Origin of the sequence: Micromonospora arida, from assembly GCF_042873195.1 — a bacterium.
Classification (GTDB): Bacteria; Actinomycetota; Actinomycetes; order Mycobacteriales; family Micromonosporaceae; genus Micromonospora; species Micromonospora arida.
This window is the reverse complement of the sequence record NZ_JBIALC010000001.1, coordinates 1-15979: the sequence shown is the minus strand read 5'-3', so window position 1 is coordinate 15979 and position 15979 is coordinate 1. Positions and strand designations below refer to the sequence as shown.

17 protein-coding genes and 1 pseudogene are annotated in these 15979 nt (G+C 71.4%); 6 read left to right on the top strand and 12 right to left on the bottom strand.

The window, feature by feature from the left end; translation table 11 throughout:
• Positions 1-25: 25 nt before the first annotated feature.
• Together ACFYP0_RS00090 and ACFYP0_RS00085 are read left to right on the top strand one after the other, a co-directional pair.
• Positions 26-820, top strand: coding sequence for a spermidine synthase (locus tag ACFYP0_RS00090; protein ID WP_356979582.1), 795 nt, complete (start codon positions 26-28; stop codon positions 818-820).
• Between the two features lie 57 nt (positions 821-877).
• Complete coding sequence (locus tag ACFYP0_RS00085) at positions 878-1972, top strand: AI-2E family transporter (RefSeq protein WP_356979580.1); 1095 nt, start codon at positions 878-880, stop codon at positions 1970-1972.
• Positions 1973-2015: 43 nt separating this feature from the next.
• Here ACFYP0_RS00085 and ACFYP0_RS00080 read toward each other — a convergent pair whose 3' ends face one another.
• From ACFYP0_RS00080 to ACFYP0_RS00065, 4 genes and pseudogenes are all read right to left on the bottom strand, one after another.
• Complete coding sequence (locus tag ACFYP0_RS00080) at positions 2016-3317, bottom strand: NAD(P)/FAD-dependent oxidoreductase (protein ID WP_355499833.1); 1302 nt, start codon at positions 3315-3317, stop codon at positions 2016-2018.
• A gap of 400 nt (positions 3318-3717) precedes the next feature.
• Positions 3718-5523 (bottom strand): annotated as a pseudogene (locus ACFYP0_RS00075) (amylo-alpha-1,6-glucosidase); the annotation flags it as partial.
• Positions 5524-5616: 93 nt separating this feature from the next.
• A complete protein-coding gene (locus tag ACFYP0_RS00070; protein ID WP_357005305.1) occupies positions 5617-6144 on the bottom strand; it encodes a GNAT family N-acetyltransferase in 528 nt (175 codons plus the stop codon).
• Between the two features lie 70 nt (positions 6145-6214).
• On the bottom strand, positions 6215-6937 hold the full coding sequence (locus tag ACFYP0_RS00065) for a VOC family protein (RefSeq protein WP_357005303.1): 723 nt from the start codon (positions 6935-6937) through the stop codon (positions 6215-6217).
• Between the two features lie 249 nt (positions 6938-7186).
• On the opposite strand from ACFYP0_RS00065, the gene ACFYP0_RS00060 reads away from it, so the two are divergent.
• Both ACFYP0_RS00060 and ACFYP0_RS00055 read left to right on the top strand, forming a co-directional pair.
• Entirely contained in the window at positions 7187-7594 is a 408-nt protein-coding gene (locus ACFYP0_RS00060; RefSeq protein WP_357005300.1) for a TIGR03618 family F420-dependent PPOX class oxidoreductase, read from the top strand.
• A gap of 23 nt (positions 7595-7617) precedes the next feature.
• Complete coding sequence (locus ACFYP0_RS00055) at positions 7618-8103, top strand: hypothetical protein (protein ID WP_357005297.1); 486 nt, start codon at positions 7618-7620, stop codon at positions 8101-8103.
• Here ACFYP0_RS00055 and ACFYP0_RS00050 read toward each other — a convergent pair.
• The 5 genes from ACFYP0_RS00050 to ACFYP0_RS00030 all read right to left on the bottom strand — a co-directional run bounded on the left by ACFYP0_RS00050 (position 8052) and on the right by ACFYP0_RS00030 (position 11480).
• Positions 8052-8345 (bottom strand): DUF6510 family protein, encoded by a 294-nt coding sequence (locus ACFYP0_RS00050; RefSeq protein WP_091408116.1) that lies wholly within the window; start codon positions 8343-8345, stop codon positions 8052-8054. The two genes, ACFYP0_RS00055 and ACFYP0_RS00050, sit on opposite strands and share 52 nt — an antisense overlap.
• A 35-nt stretch (positions 8346-8380) precedes the next feature.
• Positions 8381-9145, bottom strand: coding sequence for a ferredoxin reductase (locus ACFYP0_RS00045; protein WP_091408113.1), 765 nt, complete (start codon positions 9143-9145; stop codon positions 8381-8383).
• 7 nt (positions 9146-9152) lie between these two features.
• Positions 9153-9752 carry a sulfite oxidase-like oxidoreductase gene (locus tag ACFYP0_RS00040; RefSeq protein ID WP_091408112.1) on the bottom strand — a complete coding sequence of 200 codons (600 nt, stop codon included), beginning with the start codon at positions 9750-9752 and terminating at the stop codon, positions 9153-9155.
• A 75-nt stretch (positions 9753-9827) separates the two neighbouring features.
• Positions 9828-10877: a TerC/Alx family metal homeostasis membrane protein gene (locus ACFYP0_RS00035; RefSeq protein WP_386993783.1), complete on the bottom strand. Its 1050-nt coding sequence runs from the start codon at positions 10875-10877 to the stop codon at positions 9828-9830.
• A gap of 192 nt (positions 10878-11069) precedes the next feature.
• Positions 11070-11480 carry a DUF2267 domain-containing protein gene (locus ACFYP0_RS00030; protein ID WP_124854536.1) on the bottom strand — a complete coding sequence of 137 codons (411 nt, stop codon included), beginning with the start codon at positions 11478-11480 and terminating at the stop codon, positions 11070-11072.
• Between the two features lie 155 nt (positions 11481-11635).
• Between ACFYP0_RS00030 and ACFYP0_RS00025 the strand changes: the two genes are divergently transcribed.
• Together ACFYP0_RS00025 and ACFYP0_RS00020 are read left to right on the top strand one after the other, a co-directional pair.
• Positions 11636-11908, top strand: a complete 273-nt coding sequence (locus tag ACFYP0_RS00025) for a DUF2795 domain-containing protein (protein WP_030332551.1) — start codon at positions 11636-11638, stop codon at positions 11906-11908.
• 42 nt (positions 11909-11950) lie between these two features.
• Entirely contained in the window at positions 11951-12622 is a 672-nt protein-coding gene (locus ACFYP0_RS00020) for a DUF1345 domain-containing protein (protein WP_124854535.1), read from the top strand.
• Between the two features lie 271 nt (positions 12623-12893).
• Here ACFYP0_RS00020 and ACFYP0_RS00015 read toward each other — a convergent pair whose 3' ends face one another.
• The 3 genes from ACFYP0_RS00015 to ACFYP0_RS00005 form a co-directional block, all read right to left on the bottom strand.
• Entirely contained in the window at positions 12894-13562 is a 669-nt protein-coding gene (locus ACFYP0_RS00015) for a hypothetical protein (protein ID WP_112640477.1), read from the bottom strand.
• Positions 13563-13621: 59 nt separating this feature from the next.
• Positions 13622-14596 carry a pirin family protein gene (locus ACFYP0_RS00010; protein ID WP_124854533.1) on the bottom strand — a complete coding sequence of 325 codons (975 nt, stop codon included), beginning with the start codon at positions 14594-14596 and terminating at the stop codon, positions 13622-13624.
• Between the two features lie 114 nt (positions 14597-14710).
• On the bottom strand, positions 14711-15757 hold the full coding sequence (locus ACFYP0_RS00005) for a hypothetical protein (RefSeq protein ID WP_386993779.1): 1047 nt from the start codon (positions 15755-15757) through the stop codon (positions 14711-14713).
• Positions 15758-15979 lie beyond the last annotated feature (222 nt).

The following is a 15979-nucleotide window of genomic DNA, read 5'->3' as shown; positions in this document are numbered from 1 at the left end:
CCGTGGCTCGGCTAGCGTGCCGGACATGAACCGCGCCGCCGACCGGCTGGAGCTGGTCGCCGACCCGGTCCGCCGGACCGGGCGGACGCTGCTGTCCGCCGGGGTCGAGCAGTCGTACGTGGATGTCGAGGATCCCCGGCACCTGCACTTCGAGTACGTCCGGCGGATCGCCTCGGCGGTGGAGGTGGCGGCCCCGGCCGGCGCCCCGCTGAACGTCCTGCACCTCGGCGGCGGCGCGTTGACGCTGCCCCGCTGGCTGGCCGCCACCCGGCCCGGCTCCCCGCAACGGGTCGTCGAGCGGGACGCGGCGGTGGTCGAGCTGGTGGCCCGGGAGTTGCCGCCGCTGCCGCCGGAGGTGCGGGTGGAGGTCGCCGACGCCCGGGACGCCCTGACCGGCACCCCGGACCGCCGGTACGACCTGGTGATCGCCGACATCTACCGCGCGGCCCGGATGCCCCGGCACGTGCGCACCGTCGAGTTCGCCGCCGAGGTGGCCCGCGCCCTGCGCCCCGACGGGTTGTACCTGGTCAACGTCACCGACCTGCCGCCGCTGGTCGGTACCCGGGTGCAGGTGGCCACCTTGCGGGCGGTCTTCACCGACGTGTGCGTGGTCGGCGACCGGCGGATGTTACGCGGCCGCAGGTACGGCAACCTGGTGCTGGCCGCGACCTCGCGCCCGGGCGGGCTGCCGGTGGCCCGGCTGGCGGTGGCCGCCCTGCGCGACCCGGTGCCCGGCGGGCTGCTGCATGCCGCCGCGCTCGACACGTTCGTCGCGGGCGCCCATCCCGTCACCGACACGGACGACAACTCCCGCCACTGATCGCCGTTGTGCCCGCAATGCCGGTTTCCGACGACGCGCGCGGGGAAGGCCCGCCGGATGAGCAACGTCGACGATCGGGCGACCGGCCGCCGAACTCTGATCGTGATCGGTCTGGTGCTGGCGACAGCGCTAGCGCTGGGCTTCGTGTACGCGACCCGGCGGGTGCTGGTCTGGGCGGTCGTCGCCGCGTTCTTCGCCGTCGCGCTCAAACCCCTCGTCGACCGGCTGCAACGCCGCTTCGTCCGGCGTCGGACGCTGGCGACCCTGCTGGTGTTCCTCGCCGCGTTCGTGCTGCTGACGATCCTGGCAGCGCTCATCCTGGTGCCGCTGTTCGGCGAGTTGGGCCGCTTCGCCGACCGGGCACCCGAGCTGCTGCGGGAGGCCCGCGCCGGGCGGGGCCCGGTGGGGCAGCTACTGGAGCGCACCGGGGCGCGGCGCTACGTCAGCGACCACTCGGGGCAGCTGCGCGACCTCGGCGGCCGACTGCGCCAACCCGCGGTCGGTGTGCTCCGCGGCGTCGTCGAGTCGGTCGCCGGGCTGGTCACGGTCATCGTGCTCGCGTACCTCATGGTGTTGGAGGCGCCGCGGATCACCCGCGGCCTGCTCGCGGCGGCCGGGGACGGTCAGGGCGAGCGGCTGCGCCGGGTGGGCCGGGAGGTGTCGCGCACCGTCACCGGCTACCTCACCGGGAACCTGCTGATCAGCGTGATCTGCGGGGCGTTGACCTACGCGGTGCTGGCCCTCACCGGAGTGCCCTTCGCGGCCGTGATCGCCCTGCTGGTGGCGGTCGCCGACCTGATACCGCTGGTCGGGGCGACACTCGGCGCGGTGATCGCGGCCGGCGCCGGCTTCCTGCACTCCCCCACCGCCGGGGTGGTGGTGCTGGTCTTCTTCGTGGTCTACCAACAGCTGGAGAACCACCTGCTCCAACCACTCATCCTGTCCCACGCGGTCCGGCTGAACCCGTTGACCGTGCTGGTCAGCCTGCTGCTCGCGGCGGAGCTGGCCGGTCTGCTCGGCGCACTGCTCGCCATCCCCGCCGCCGGCATCGTCCAGACCCTGCTGCGCGAGTACGGCCCGCGCCGGCTGCGACCCGCCCCGCCGGCCGGCCCGGCCGCGCGGTCCGGGCGACCGGGCGGCCCCACGGACTGACCGTCGCGGCCGGCCTGCTCCGCGACGACCTGGCCGGGCCCGCTCAGCGGGCCCGGGTCGCGACCTCGGGTGAAGTGCTCTCCAACGGCACCGCGTTGGCGGGTACCAGCCCCAACTGGACCGCGGACCGGGTCAACGCGGCGTCCAACGCCCAGTCGGCGCTCACCCGCGTGCGGTTTCCCGGCATGGCCATCAGGTGGTACGCCCGGGTGACCGCCTTCGCCGGCAACCCGGCCAGGTTGACCTGCAACGGGTTCGCCGCCGCGTCCTTGCCACCCAGGTCGACGACCCAGCCCAGGTCGTGGTGCTTGTACGGCTTACGGCGGCCGAAACCGTACGACGCGGCGATGTTGTACGCCGCGCGCTTGCCCTGCCGCTGCGCGTGCTGGGCGGTCATCCCGCACACCTTGCCCGGATTGACCAGGTCGGGCACCGCGGCGGCGTCACCGCACGCGTACACCTCCGGATAGCCGGGAACGTTGAGGAACTCGTCGGTGACCAGTCGACCCCGGTCGGTCCGCAATCCCAGCTCGTTGACGAACGGGTCGGGGCGCACCCCCACACACCACACCAGGGTGCAGGTCGGCACGTACTCGCCGTCGGTGAGCTTCACCCCGTCGCAGGTCGCCTCGGCCACCGAGGTACCCATCCGCACGTCCACCCCGCGCCGGTTGAGAACCTTGTGCGAGGTGTCCGACATCCGCTTGTCCAACTCCGGCAGCACCCGGGACGCCACGTCGAGCAGCATCCAGCGGGGGCGGACGGTGAGCCGGGGTCGCTGGGCGTGCAACGCGTCGGTGAACAGTTGCCCGTGTGCCGCGACCTCGGTGCCGGTGTAGCCCGCACCGACCACCACGAACGTGGAGCGGGCCCGCTGCTCGGCCGGGTCCTCGGCCTGCTCGGCCAGCTCCAACTGCCGGACGATGTGATCATGCAGGTAGACGGCCTCGGGCAGGCCACGGAAGCCGTGCGCGTACTCGGTCACCCCCGGGATGGGCAGCAACTTGTTGACGCTGCCCACGGCGAGCACCAACCGGTCGTACGCCAACCGGTTCTTCTCCCCCTCGGCCTGGGTGAAGCCGACCCAGCGGTTCTGCAGGTCGACGTGGTCCGCCTCGCCAACCACCACCCGTACGCCTTTGAGCGTGCCGGTCAGCGGCACGGCGATCCGTTTGGGCTCGACCACCCCGGCCGCCACCTCCGGCAGCAGCGGCAGGTACAGGAAGTAGTCGGTGGAGTTCAGCACCACGATCTCGGCCCGGTCCCGGGCGATCCGGCTCAACGTCTTCGCCGCGTGGTAACCGGCGAACCCGGCCCCCACGATCACCACACGAGGTTTCGTCATTGCGGGCCGTTTCCCGTCGAAGGCCGCGACAAACGTCGGACGCGCCAGCCGTGCTCAGCTCGGCTGGAGCCGGACGTGGCCGCTGTGACCCACCGCCTCCAACTCCCACTGTTGGCCGAACGCCCGGACCCGCTCGGCGATGATCCGGCCCAGTTCCGCCGGGACGTCCGGGTCGAGGACCAGGCGGCCGTTGACCGGGTTGACGCCGAGCATGGCGGATCAGGGCCAGCGGCGTGCCGGCCGCCCACGCCTGCGGGCTGCACGCGGTCGGGTATGGCACGGCGAAGAGCAGCCGCTCCCGATCGAACCCGCTGAGCGCCTCCGGCAGCCGGTGACCGAACTCCTCGGCCGCCTCGAACATCGCCAGACTGATCCGGTTCGACTCGGCCCGGTAGCCGTACCGGGCCAGGCCGAGCGCGGCGATCGAGTTGTCGTGCGGCCAGACCGTGCCGAGGTGGTAGCCGAGGGCGTTGTAGAGCCGTTCCTCCCGGGACAGCGTGCGGATGCCCCAACCGGAGAACATGTCCGGTGACATGAGTTGCCGCACCACCGCGTCGGCGCGCTCCGGGGGAACGATTCCGCTCCACAGCAGGTGACCCATGTTCGAGGTCTTGGAGTCGACGCGGTTCTTGTCGCCGTCCAGGGCGACCGCGTAGTAGCCGCCCCGTTCCTCGATCCAGAAGTCCTGGTTGAACCGCTCGTGCAGGGTGTCGGCATCGTCGCGCAGCCGGCGCGCCAACGTGGGATTGCCCAACGGCCCGTCGAACAGTTCGGCCAGCCGCATCTTGGCGTCGTAGGTGTAGCCCTGGAGGTCGCAGGTGGCCAGCGGGAGCACGGGGATCCGTCCGTCGGCGAAGCAGACGCCGTCCGGCGAGTCTCGCCAGCACTGGTTACCCAGCCCTTCGGGCGAGCGGGTGGCGTACTCGACGTAGCCGTCGCCGTCCCGGTCGCCGTACTCGTCGATCCAGCGCAACGCTGCCAGCGCGTTGTCCCGCAGGCGCCGGACGGTCTCGTCGTCGCCGGTCCAGCGCCAGTACTCGGAGAGCAGGATCAGCCAGAGTTGGGTGGCGTCGGCGCTGCCGTAGTACGGCCCGAACGGCTTCTCGCCACTGCGCGTCAACTCGCCGCTGCGAACCTCGTGCAGGATCTTGCCCGGCTCCTCGTCGGTGAAGTCGTCGCACGTCTCACCCTGGAGCCGGGCCAGGGCGAGCAGCGTGCCCTTGGCCAGCGCGGGCCCGGCGACCAACGTCTGATACGCGGTGATCAGGGTGTCCCGACCGAAGACGGCGAGGAACCAGGGCAGCCCTGCACCGGGCAACATGATCCGCTGGCCCTTGACCTCCAGGTCGAGCCGCAGCGCCGACAGGTCGTCACGGGACTGGCGTATGGTGCGCTCCAAGGCCACGTTGTCGCTGCGCAACACCGCGCGGTCCTCGGTCCACCGGCGCAGCGGGTCGTCGGCACGGCCGTGGATGACGTCGGCGATGTCACCCCGAACCGGCTCGACCACCCCCATGCCGTCCGGCAGCGGCACGTGCAGGTCGACCTTCCATTCCTCGCCCTGGCCCAGCTCCAGGTCCCAGACCAGGTCGTCGCCCTCGATGCGGTCGGCTGGCTTCGCGCAGCACACCCGGGTCTGCGCGGAGAAGCCACCGCGCTGGTAGGAGAAGCGCAGCTCAGACCCGTCGTCGGCGTGGTCACGGCTGATCTCGGCGGAGCGGTCCCGGACCCTCGACTTGACCTCGAACAGGTCGGCGAAGTCGACGGCGACGGCCAGTCGCAGCTCCACCCGGACCGGCTCCCGCCGGAAGGAGACCAGTTCCACGCGCTCGTGAAAGCCGTCGCCGACGTAGCGCAGGCGCCGCAGGCCCAGAGTGTTCGGCGGCAGCCCGGGCAACTCCGGATTGGTGAGCACGTACTGCGCCGAGTAGTGGTCGATGGTCTCGGCGCGCAACAGCAACAACGCGCCGCCGTTGACGGTCAGGTTCCAGCCACTGAGCAGGCGGGTGTCCAGGTGGACAAGCCCGCCGATGCTGCCCGGCGGCACGTCCCCCTGGGCGTTGGAGTACAGGAAGGTGGGCCCACTGAGCACCGCGAGAGAGTCGGGTCCCAGCTCCGGCGGGATCGCCCGCTGATCGCCGTTGTCCGACTCGTCGATGGACAGACTGGGGAAGGGGTGGGCAGGGGTCGCGCGAACGGCAGCCATGACACCCACCGTAGGAAGCGGGGAACTGAGCGTCATCACCCGCTGCGGGTGAAAGCTCCGGTACTCCGTCGGCCCGGGGCGGCGGGCCGACGGTCAGGCGGGGGCCGACGCGGTGATCGCCCAGCGCTCGTGGTCGCGCCAGGCGCCGTCGATGAACAGGTAGTCCGGAGAGAAGCCCTCCAACCGGAAACCCAGCTTGCGGGCCACCCGCCGGGACGGCTCGTTGCCCGGTTGGATGTTCGCCTCCAGCCGGTGCAACCCGACCGAGGTGAACGCGTGGTCAATCACCAGGGCGACGCCCGCCGAGGCGTGCCCGGTCCCGCTGTACGGCAGGAACGCCGCGTACCCCAGGAAGCCACCACGCAGCGCACCGAGCACGATCCCGCTGATGTTCACGTAGCCGGCGATCTCGCCGCTGGCCCGGTCGCAGATCAAGTAGCCGGCGCTGTCGCGGCGACGGATCCGACGCAGATAGAGCTCGTACTCCTCCGGGTTGGCCGGCGCGTTCAACCACGGGTGGTGCAGGTCCCGACTGCGCCGCACGGCGGCGACGAACTCGTCGGAGTCGGTGGGCCGGGGTCGCCGGATCGCGGCGGGACCACCGGTACGCAGGTATCTCACGGCGGACCACTCTGACCGACCGGTGCCGCCGTTGTCCAACCGGCCGCCGGGTGGGTGGGCGCCGGCCGGTTTAGCGGCACGTCAACAGGCTGAACTCCTGACCATCGGGGTCGGCCAGCAGCAGTCGGCCCGCCGCATCCTGGTCGGTGTCGACCCGGGTCGCCCCGAGCGAGAGCAGACGGTCGACCTCGGTCTGCCAGTCGCCGTCGACAGCCGGGGCGAGGTCGAAACGCACCCGATCCCTGCCGCCGTTCGGCATCAGCGGTGGGCCACCCCAGCTGATCTTCGTGCCGCCGTGCGGCGACTGGATCGCGGTCTCCTCACCCTGGTCCCAGACCAGCGGCCAGCCCAGCGCCGCCCTCCAGAAGTAGCCGACCGCCTGCGACCCGTCGCAGGCCAGCGCACCGACGAAGCCGCAGCCGGCGAGGAACTTGTTGCCCGGCGCGATGACGTCGAACTCGTTGCCCTCGGGGTCGGCGAGCACCACGTGATCGATCTCCGGGCCCTGCCCGATGTCGGTGTGCCGCGCACCGAGCTCCAGTGCCCTGGCCACCGTCTGCCGCTGGTCCTCCAGCGAACTGCTGGTCAGATCGAAGTGCATCCGATTCTGGACCACCTTCGGCTGCTGGTTCGGGGCGAAGCGGATGTGGTACCCGTTGTCCTTGGCGGGTGCCAGCAGGACGCCGTCGTGTGGATCGTCGACGATCTCCCGCCCCAGGAGCCCGGACCAGAACTGCGCGAGCCGCAGGGGCTCGCTCGCGTCGAAGCTGATCGCGAACAGGTGTGCAGTCATCGCTGCGCTCATCTCCCATCGGACCGGACGCCGTGACAGCCGTCGGAGCGGGAGCCTAGGGCTGCGCCAGATCGACCGCACCCGAGTTTCAGGTCACGCGGTGAGGTGCGCTGCGGCGGTGCGGGCGAGGTCGGTTGGCGGGATGCGGTTCATCCCCGGTAGTGCGGGGCCGCACCCCACCCCCGCACCGGCCCCGCAGCAGGTGAAAGCCCGTCGCCGGGACGTGCGGCGTTGTGATCCACTGGCCCGGTGAGCCGAACCCCCTCGATCCCCCCGGCCGACGTCCAGGAGCGACTGTCGCGGGAGCTGAACGTCTGGCTCTGCACAGTGCGGCGCGACGGGTCCCCGCACCTGACGCCGGTCTGGTTCGTCTACCTCTCCGCGACGTTCTGGGTCGGTTGCGAAAGCCGCAGCGTGAAGGCCCGCAACGTCGTGGCCGACCCACGGGTGTCCCTGGCTCTGGAGAGCGGCGACGCGCCAGTGGTGGCGGAGGGCACCGCCCACGTGCACCGCAGTGGATTCCCGAGCCCGGTCGTCGAGGCGTTCGCGCGCAAGTACGACGGCTGGGACGTCGGCCGGCAGGTCGACCCGGACGGCGAGCGGGTGCTGCTGGAGATCCCCGTGCGGCGGTGGCTGCTCGCGGGCACCGCCCGGTGAGCCGTCGATGTGAGAATCGGCCGGTGCAGAACGAGCTGACGACGGCCCTGGCGGACGTACGGGACGCGTTCGCCCGGTACCCGCGCCGTGCGGTGCTCGACGGCTGCCCGCACTGCCGGGGCTCGGTGCTGGTCGACGAGCACGACCTGTACTCACTGACCATCAGCCTCGGCAACACGGTCGGCAGCCGGGCGGACGTGAAGGCCCTGCTCCCCGTACTCCTTGAGCGCCTGCTCGGGTCCGACGACCTGGAACCGGCCATCGTCCTGGGCAAACTCCCCCGTCAGGAGTGGCGCACCTGGCCGAGGGTCGAGCAGGAGGCCGTCGACGCGTACCTCGACGCGGTGTGGCGGGCGTTGCTGGCGGACCCCCCGCCGCGACTCGGGTCGTTCACCGATCCGGCGACCTTCCTCGACGCGGCTCGGGAGGCCGGCGAGCGCGTCGAACGATTCCTCGATCAGAGCGGGCCGGGGAACGTCTGCTCCATCGGCATCGGCACCTGGAGGTAGGTGGTGCCGCGCATGTCCAGCCAGGCCCGGTCCGGCCCGCGCACCAGGCGCACCATCACCTCCTCGCAGGAGGGGCAGCGGGCGACGAGGCCCGGGGCGTGCGAGTAGACGTGCAGGCTGGCCATCGACCCGGTCGTCCCGCAGTTCTCACAGCGGCCCATCGCGCTGCTCAGGTCGACGGTGAACAGCTCACGCATCGGGCCGTCGAGCATGTTGCCGTCCAGGTACGACATCTCGGTCATCGAATCTCCTCGACACTGCGTGAGTGAACGGGTGGTCAGCCGGTGGGGCCGAAACGTTCGGTCTTGACCCGGCGCGACGGGTGACCCAGCCCCACCAGCAGGTCGGCCACGGTCTCCACGAACGCGGTCGGGCCACAGACGTAGGTGAGTGGTTCCAGGTCCGGTGGCCACCCGTGCGTGTTGACGTCGGCGAGCCCGATCCGGTGCGGCTCACCGCGCCAGCCCTCGGGCGCCTCACGGGTGTAGACGTACGCGACGTCCAGCCCGAAGTCGTCGCGGACCCGGCGGCGCAACTCGTCGGCGTAGATCACGTCGCCGGGGGTGCGCACCGAGTAGATCAGCCGGAACGGCGCCTTGCTGCCCACCGCCCGCCGCGCCCGGATCATCGCCATCAGCGGCACGACGCCGGAGCCACCGGCGACGAGCTGCACCGGCGCGGTCTCCTCGGGCCGCCAGATGAACCACCCACCGAGCGGTCCGCGTACCTCGATCGGGTCGCCGGCCCCGAAGACATCAATGAGGTACGGCGACACCTCGCCGTCGTGCACCCGCTGCACGGTCACCTCGATGCGCGGTCCTCCCGGCCCGTCCACGGCCGGCCCGGCGATCGAGTACGACCGGGCCGCCTGGTAGCCGTCCGGGGCGGTGAGCCGCAGGTCGACGTGCTGCCCGGGCAGGTGCCCCGGCCAGTCCGGCACCTCCAGCACCAGGGTCTGCGCGGTCGGTGTCTCCACCCGGCGCTCCACCAGCCGGCCGACCTGCCAACGGTTGGGCGTACGGCGTTGGGTGCTCGTCGCCACGGCGCGCTCAGTCACCCTGGTACCGCTGTTCGCGCCACGGGTCGCCGTAGTCGTGGTACCCGGCGGTCTCCCAGAAACCCGGCTCGTCCATCGTCTTGAGTCGGAGGCCCCGCACCCACTTGGCGGACTTCCAGAAGTACAGGTGCGGCACCAGCAGTCGCGCCGGCCCGCCGTGCTCAGCGGGCAGCGGTGCGCCGTCGAAGGTGTGCACCACCCAGGCCTGGCCGCCGCGCAGGTCGTCGAGCGGCAGGTTGGTGGTGTACCCGCCGTAGGAGTGCGCCAGCGCGAAGTGCGCCCCCGTGTCGACGTCGGCGAGCAGCGTGTCCAGTGAGACGCCCTGCCAGTTGGTGCCGAGCTTGGACCAGCGGGTGACGCAGTGGATGTCCACCATCGGCGTCTCCTGCGGCAGGGCCATCAGCTCCTGCCACGACCACCGGTGTTCGCTGCCGTTCTCGGCGGAGATGACGAACTCCCAGGTGTCCAGTGACACCCGGGGCGTCGGGCCGGCCGAGAGCACCGGAAAGTCCTCGGTCAGATACTGACCGGGTGGCAGGGCCGGCTCCTGCGTTCGGGGCCGACCCTGAAAGCCCGGTGACACGATTCCCATTGCACAGTCGTACCACCCGCGCCGGCCGGGGCGAGAGCTTTCCCGCGTACCCCGTCGTCAGCCGGCGCGGCGCGGTCAGTGCCGTTCCGCGACGACCTCGCGGTCCCCGGGCAGGTTGCCACCCCGGGTGGCGCGCAGGCTGGTCACCGTGACCACCACCAGCACACCGATGATCACGCCGAGCGAGGCCAGGGTGGGGATCTGCGGCACGCTGTCCCAGATGCCGTGCGCCCAGTGCAGACCCAGCTTGAGGCCGATGAACGCCAGGATGATGGCCAGGCCGTAGCTGAGGTGCACCAGCCGGCTCAGCGCCGCGTGCAGGACGAAGTAGAGCGCCCGCAGGCCGAGCAGGGCGAACGCGTTCGTGGCGAACACCAGGTACGGGTCCTCGGTGATGCCGTAGACCGCCGGCACCGAGTCGACAGCGAAGACGACGTCGGTGGCGAGCACCGCGACCACCACCAGGGCGAACGGCGTGAGCGCCCGCTTCGCGCCCTGCCGGACGGTCATCTTCGTGCCGTGGTAGTCGTTGACCACCGGCATGACCTTGCGCAGCAGCTTCACCGAACGCATCTTGTTGATGTCGACTTCCTGCTGATGCCCGGACAAGGCATCACGCAGCAGCTTCACCGCGGTGGCGAGGAGGATGATCGCGAAGAGCAGGAAGGCGAAGTCGAGGGTCTGCAACGCCGCCGCGCCGAGGGCGATGAAGACGGCCCGCAACACCAGCGCGCCGGCGATGCCGTAGAGCAGCACCCGCTGGGCGAGCACCGCCGGCACCGCGAACGCCGCCAACAGCAACATGAAGACGAAGAGGTTGTCGACCGAGAGCGACTTTTCCACCAGGTAACCGGTCAGGTATTCAACGCCCTGCTGGGAGCCGAAGCGGGACCAGATCCAGGCGCCGAACGCCAGCGGCAGCGCTATGTAGAACGCCGACCAGCCGACGGCCTCCCGCATGGAAACCTCGTGCGGGCGACGGGTGACCAGGAAGTCCAGCACCAACAGCAGGAGGACCCCGAGGATGGTGACCGCCCACAGCGTGGGCGTGCCTACCGACGACAGGTCACTGGCGGCAGACAGATACAACACGTGGTTCATGTGGGTCTCCTCGAACACCGTCATGTTCGAGGTCTCCTTCACCCACCACCTGGTGGGCAACCACCCGAGGCGCGCCGGGCGCGCCGTACTGACCGGAATGGTTCGTGGGAAGTACTCCCCTCGCACGACAAGGTTAGGCCAGGTGGAATCGCCACGCCAAGCGGGACATCGATGGTTGCCCTGGTAAACCGCTGTGTGTGCGTGGTACGAGCGCTGTCAGCCGCGGCGCAACGTCGCGCCCGGGGCCATCGCCTGCTCGACCAGGCCCCGATAGTCACGTGGCAGTTGCGTCGCCACGTCATCGAACTCACCGCCGGTGATCGCCTCCCGCAAGGTGGTGAAGACCGCCCGGCTGGCGTCCTCGGCGGCGCGCTCCCGAACACCGGCGCGCAACGCGACCCGGGCGACGAACTCCGCCGCGCCGAACCGGTCCGCCTGCTCGGTGCTCGGGCTCGGTTTGAGCACGAGTTGCAGCGGTTGGGGCAACTGGGCGGCCAGGTCCAGAACCTCACCGCCGGTCAACCGCTCGGCGAACGTCTCCAACACGGCCCGGGTCAGCTCGACCGCCCGCTCGGACGACGTGGCGGTGCGCTGGGAAACCTGGTCGATGAAGGTGTCGTAGTTCATCGCGTACTCCCTTGGACTCGCGTCGGCGTCTGCGGGTACCCGCGGCGGCCGAGGAGAAACGGCGCCGGTTTCCTCCGCCGGGCGGGCGTGACCGGCCGGCGGGCGGGTAACCGCCGCCGGTCGTCACCACACCGATGCCCGAGGGAGCCCACGCCATGGCGAGCTACGCCGACGTCCTGCAGTACCTGTCGAGCCTGGACTACCCGGCCGAGAAGGACGACGTGGTCCGCGAGGCCGAACGGGAGGGTGCCCCGCCGGACGTGCTGAAGGCGCTGCGCGCCCTGCCGCCGGTCGACTACGCCAACGGGACCGAGGTGGCCCGGTCGGCCGGGATCGAGGCGGCGCCCGAGGTCGGCCCCGCCCAGCGGGCCGAGCAGGCCCGGGACAAGAAGCACAACAGGGTCTCGCAGCACCTGCGCGGCATCTGACCCGGCGGTGACGCCCACCGCGCGGCGAAGGGATCGTCGCCGATGACCTACACCGGCGGCCCGTCCCGGCCAGCGGACGTGCGTTTTCCGGCCGCGGTGGTGCAGCTCGCCGTGGTGGCGGTGGTCGGCATCATCGCCGGCTGCGTCTTCGCGCTGCTGCTGCCCCTGCCGCTCGCCGCGCTGGCCGGCTGGGACGTGGGCGCGCTGAGCTGGCTCGTGCTGGTCTGGCACAAGATCTGGCCGATGGACGCCGAGCGGACCGCCCAACTGGCCGTGCACGAGGACCCGAACCGGGCGATCCGGGACGCCCTGCTGCTCGTCGCCTGCCTGGCCAGCCTGCTGGCAGTCGGGTTGGTCGTGGCCAGCGCGAAGAGCGCGCCCCCCGGGGTTGCCCGGGAGTTGCACAGCGGCGTGGGCGTGCTCAGCGTGGTGCTCTCCTGGTTCGTGGTGCACACCGTGTTCGCCGCCCGGTACGCCCGGATCTACTACACCGGCCCGGACGGCGGGGTGAACTTCAACCAGCCCGAACCGCCGCGCTACTCCGACTTCGCGTACGTCGCGTTCACCATCGGGACGACGTTCCAGGTCTCCGACACCAACCTGACCAGCAACGAGATGCGTCGTACGGTGCTGCGCCACTCGATGGTGTCGTACCTGTTCGGCGCGTTCATCATCGCCGTGACCGTGAACCTGCTGGCGGGCCTGGCGCGGTGAAGGCTACTTACGCACCAGGCCGCACAGTCCCCCGGAGCGCGACACGGGGCGGGGCCGATCGAAGGGCCGGGACAGGCGGGCGCCCCTGGTCACGAACCGCGACCCAGGGCGCCACGCAAGCCTGCCCAGGCGGTGAACCGCATCCGAACCGGTCGCGGTCACCAGGCGGTGGAGGCCCGCTCGAACCGAGCGGCCAGCACTGCCGGGTCCAACCATACGGCAGAACATCCTCCGTTTGGTCAGAATTTGGGGAAGTGTGGGCCAGGGCACGTCACGGCCGACCGGTCACCTCCGCGTACCGATGCTCCAGGTCGACCCGGGCCAACGCCCCCACCAGCCAGGCCAACTGCTCGGACTCGCCAGTGGCAAGGCCGGCCAGGTCGTCCGCCGACCTGCCCAGTCCGAGCCGACGCGCGGCAGCCAGCGCCCGCCGGTCGGCGACCGGGGCAACCTCCCGCCACAACGCCTGCGCCTCGCGGAGAAACAGGTCGACGACCTGATCGTCCACGCCCGGAAGCTCGGCCAGCAGCGCCCGCTCCCGGACCGGGTCGTGGTGCGCCACCGCCCGCAGCCGGCGCAGATCACCCCGGTACCTCTCGACCACCGTCCGAGCCAGGTCACCCAGCACAGCGGCCAGCGCGTCCACGTCGCCGCGCTGGCCGCTGGCGCGCAGCACCCGGACCCGGTCCTCGTGCAGCGAACGCGCCAACCGGGCCGCGCTGTCCCACCCCTCGTCGCGCACCGCCCGCGCCCCGTCCAACGCCCGACGGAAGTCACCGCGACGGGCCAGCAGCACCGACAGGTACAACACCTGGAACAGGCTCGCCGGATTGTTGGTCACCCGGAACCCGTACTGCTCGGCGAAGCCCCGCCCGCTACCGGCGAGCCGGCGCGCCAGACGTTTACGGTCCTCCACCGGAGTGATCAAACTGGTCGCCATGCCGGCGACTACCCGCGCCATCACCGGCCACACACCACCACCCTGGGCGGGCGTTGTCGTCAGCCGTGCAGGCCGCCGGTGCGATCGCGGGCCTTGAGGCGGGTCGTGGGCAGGGCGGGCGCCGGCAGCGGCGGCGCCGAATCGTCGGCGACCACACCGAAGCGCCCGTCGCCGGCCATCCAGTCCTCCCGGGCGGCGGCGATCTCCTCGTGTGACCGGCCCACGAAGTTCCACCACATCACCAACGGCTCCTCGAACGGCGTACCGCCCAGCAGCAGCAACCGGGCCCCGGCCCCACCACGCACTGTCAGCTCCCGGCGTCCCGAGCCCAGATACAGCAGCGCCCCCGGCTCGAACCCGACCCCGGCCGCCTCCGCGGAGCCGGACATCGCCAGCACGGCGTACTCGAAATCCGGCCGCAACGCCATCGTCGCCGGCGCCTCGCCGCCCAACTCCAGCTGCACCCCCACCAGCGGGGTGTGCACCACCGCCGGTGACCGCTCCCCGGCGAACTCGCCGACCAGCAGGGTGACGTCCAGATCGCCGTCCCGCCAGCGCGGCAGGTCGGCGTGGTGCGCGAAGTCTGCCGCTCCGGCCCGCGCCGGGTCCGGCAGAGCCACCCAGAGCTGCACACCGTGCATCACCGGCGGGTGAATGGCCGGCGAGCGCTCCGAGTGGGCGATACCGTTCCCGGAGGTCATCACGTTCAGCTGGCCGGGCACGATCGGCTGCACGTTGCCGAGGCTGTCCCGGTGCAGAATCTCGCCGTCGAGCAGCCAGGTCACCGTCTGCAGCCCGGTGTGCGGGTGCGGCGGCACCTCCATACCGGGCCGCTGCGCCACATCGTCCGGGCCGAAATGATCCACGAAACACCACGCGCCGACCATCCGGCGGGCGCGCTGCGGAAGCAGCCGCCGCACCGTGGTGTACCGACCCAACGGCACGTCGTGGCCGGGCAACAACACACTGCCGGGATCGACGTCGGCCACGCCAGGCGGTCGGGTCTGCGCCAGCATTGATTCAGTACGCTCCACCGCCCGACTGTACGCGCACGCCCATTCGCGACCGCGGTGCTTCCAGCCAGGGCGGCCGGGGTTCACCAGCTCGTGGCTGTGGGGCTGGCCCGGCGTGGGCTGGCCCGGCGTGGGTTACCGGTGGCTGGAGGAGACCAGCACGCTGTTGGCACCGGCGACCAGGTCCAGGTACAGGCGCTCCGCCGACCGGTCCCAACCCGGCGTACCCAGCACCGAGCCCGCGGCCACCCCGTCCCAGCGAGCGTCGCGTACCACCACCGAGCCGGCACCGGCTCCCGCCCGAACCCGTACCGGAGTCTCCCCGGGGACCCGGACGTCGAGCTGGCTGGTCCCACCGGTGAGTCGTACGGTCAGGATGCTGGCGGGCTGGTCTGCGCGTGGGCCCGTGTGGTCGCCGGGGCGCGCAGGAGTGATCGGTGGCAGGAGAATTTCGGTACGGCTGGAACCGCCGGCGAGTTCCACGCCCAGCAGCCGGGCCCGGGTCAGGTCCAGCACCTGACTGCTCACCCCGCCAACGAGGTGGAGACGCCAGGCGACCCGCTCGTTGAGCAGCACCCGCACGGCCCGTGGCCCGCGCGTCCCGGACTCCACGAGGTCGAGCCGCACGGTCTCCCCCCGTACCGCAGGTCTGCCCGCCACACCCGAGCCGGCCGGGATACTGATCCGGTACAGGTCGTCGCCCAACTCGGCCACCCGCAGCTCGAACGAGGACAGCCCATCCGCGAGAACGAAGGTGCCCTCCTGCCGACCCGCCAGCGGGGCTGTCAACGTCTGCTCGGCAGCAGCACCCGCACCACCGCGGCGCCCCTCAGCCGCGTCCGGGTCAGCGACGCCCCCCGGACGGCCGCCGTCATCGGGGCCAGTGCCGTCCGGGCGAGTGCCGTCCGGGCGAGTGCCGTCCGGGCCAGTGCCGTCCGGGCCAGTGCCGTCCGGGCCAGTGCCGTCGGGGCCAGTGCCGCCGGGTTGACCGGAGTAGGTCGTGCCGAGGTGGTCGGGATCGGCAACGATCACGGCCACCGCTGCCGCGCCCAGGAGCAACACGACGGCGGCAGCGGCCACCAACAGGCGAGCACCCGTGGACCACCGTCGCGGTGCGGCCGCACCGGACGGTTCCGGCTCCGACTCCGGTTCGCGATCCGCGCCGTACCCCACTGCGGCCATGCCTGTGTCCCTCCGCCGGTCCCCGTCCAGGGGTACGTACCCGCCGGCCGATCGGATCACTCGGCGCCGATCACGTCACTCCGCTACGTCGCCAACGTAGATCTTGGACAGTTTCCGTTCGCGCGGAACTGTGCTGTCCCGAGACATGTGTCAAGGGGAAGTCCCGATAGATGTGTCAGGTGTTGTTGATCAGGTTGTTCGGGTGAGGCTGATGTAGGTCCG

Coding starts and splice junctions, on each gene's coding strand:
- ACFYP0_RS00015 (WP_112640477.1), bottom strand. CDS start 13,562: ATGGCGACCAGTTTGATCACTCCGGTGGAGGACCGTAAACGTCTGGCG.
- ACFYP0_RS00025 (WP_030332551.1), top strand. CDS start 11,636: ATGGCGAGCTACGCCGACGTCCTGCAGTACCTGTCGAGCCTGGACTAC.
- ACFYP0_RS00080 (WP_355499833.1), bottom strand. CDS start 3,317: ATGACGAAACCTCGTGTGGTGATCGTGGGGGCCGGGTTCGCCGGTTAC.
- ACFYP0_RS00040 (WP_091408112.1), bottom strand. CDS start 9,752: ATGGGAATCGTGTCACCGGGCTTTCAGGGTCGGCCCCGAACGCAGGAG.
- ACFYP0_RS00020 (WP_124854535.1), top strand. CDS start 11,951: ATGACCTACACCGGCGGCCCGTCCCGGCCAGCGGACGTGCGTTTTCCG.
- ACFYP0_RS00065 (WP_357005303.1), bottom strand. CDS start 6,937: ATGACTGCACACCTGTTCGCGATCAGCTTCGACGCGAGCGAGCCCCTG.
- ACFYP0_RS00085 (WP_356979580.1), top strand. CDS start 878: ATGAGCAACGTCGACGATCGGGCGACCGGCCGCCGAACTCTGATCGTG.
- ACFYP0_RS00030 (WP_124854536.1), bottom strand. CDS start 11,480: ATGAACTACGACACCTTCATCGACCAGGTTTCCCAGCGCACCGCCACG.
- ACFYP0_RS00090 (WP_356979582.1), top strand. CDS start 26: ATGAACCGCGCCGCCGACCGGCTGGAGCTGGTCGCCGACCCGGTCCGC.
- ACFYP0_RS00050 (WP_091408116.1), bottom strand. CDS start 8,345: ATGACCGAGATGTCGTACCTGGACGGCAACATGCTCGACGGCCCGATG.
- ACFYP0_RS00035 (WP_386993783.1), bottom strand. CDS start 10,877: ATGACGGTGTTCGAGGAGACCCACATGAACCACGTGTTGTATCTGTCT.
- ACFYP0_RS00005 (WP_386993779.1), bottom strand. CDS start 15,757: ATGGCCGCAGTGGGGTACGGCGCGGATCGCGAACCGGAGTCGGAGCCG.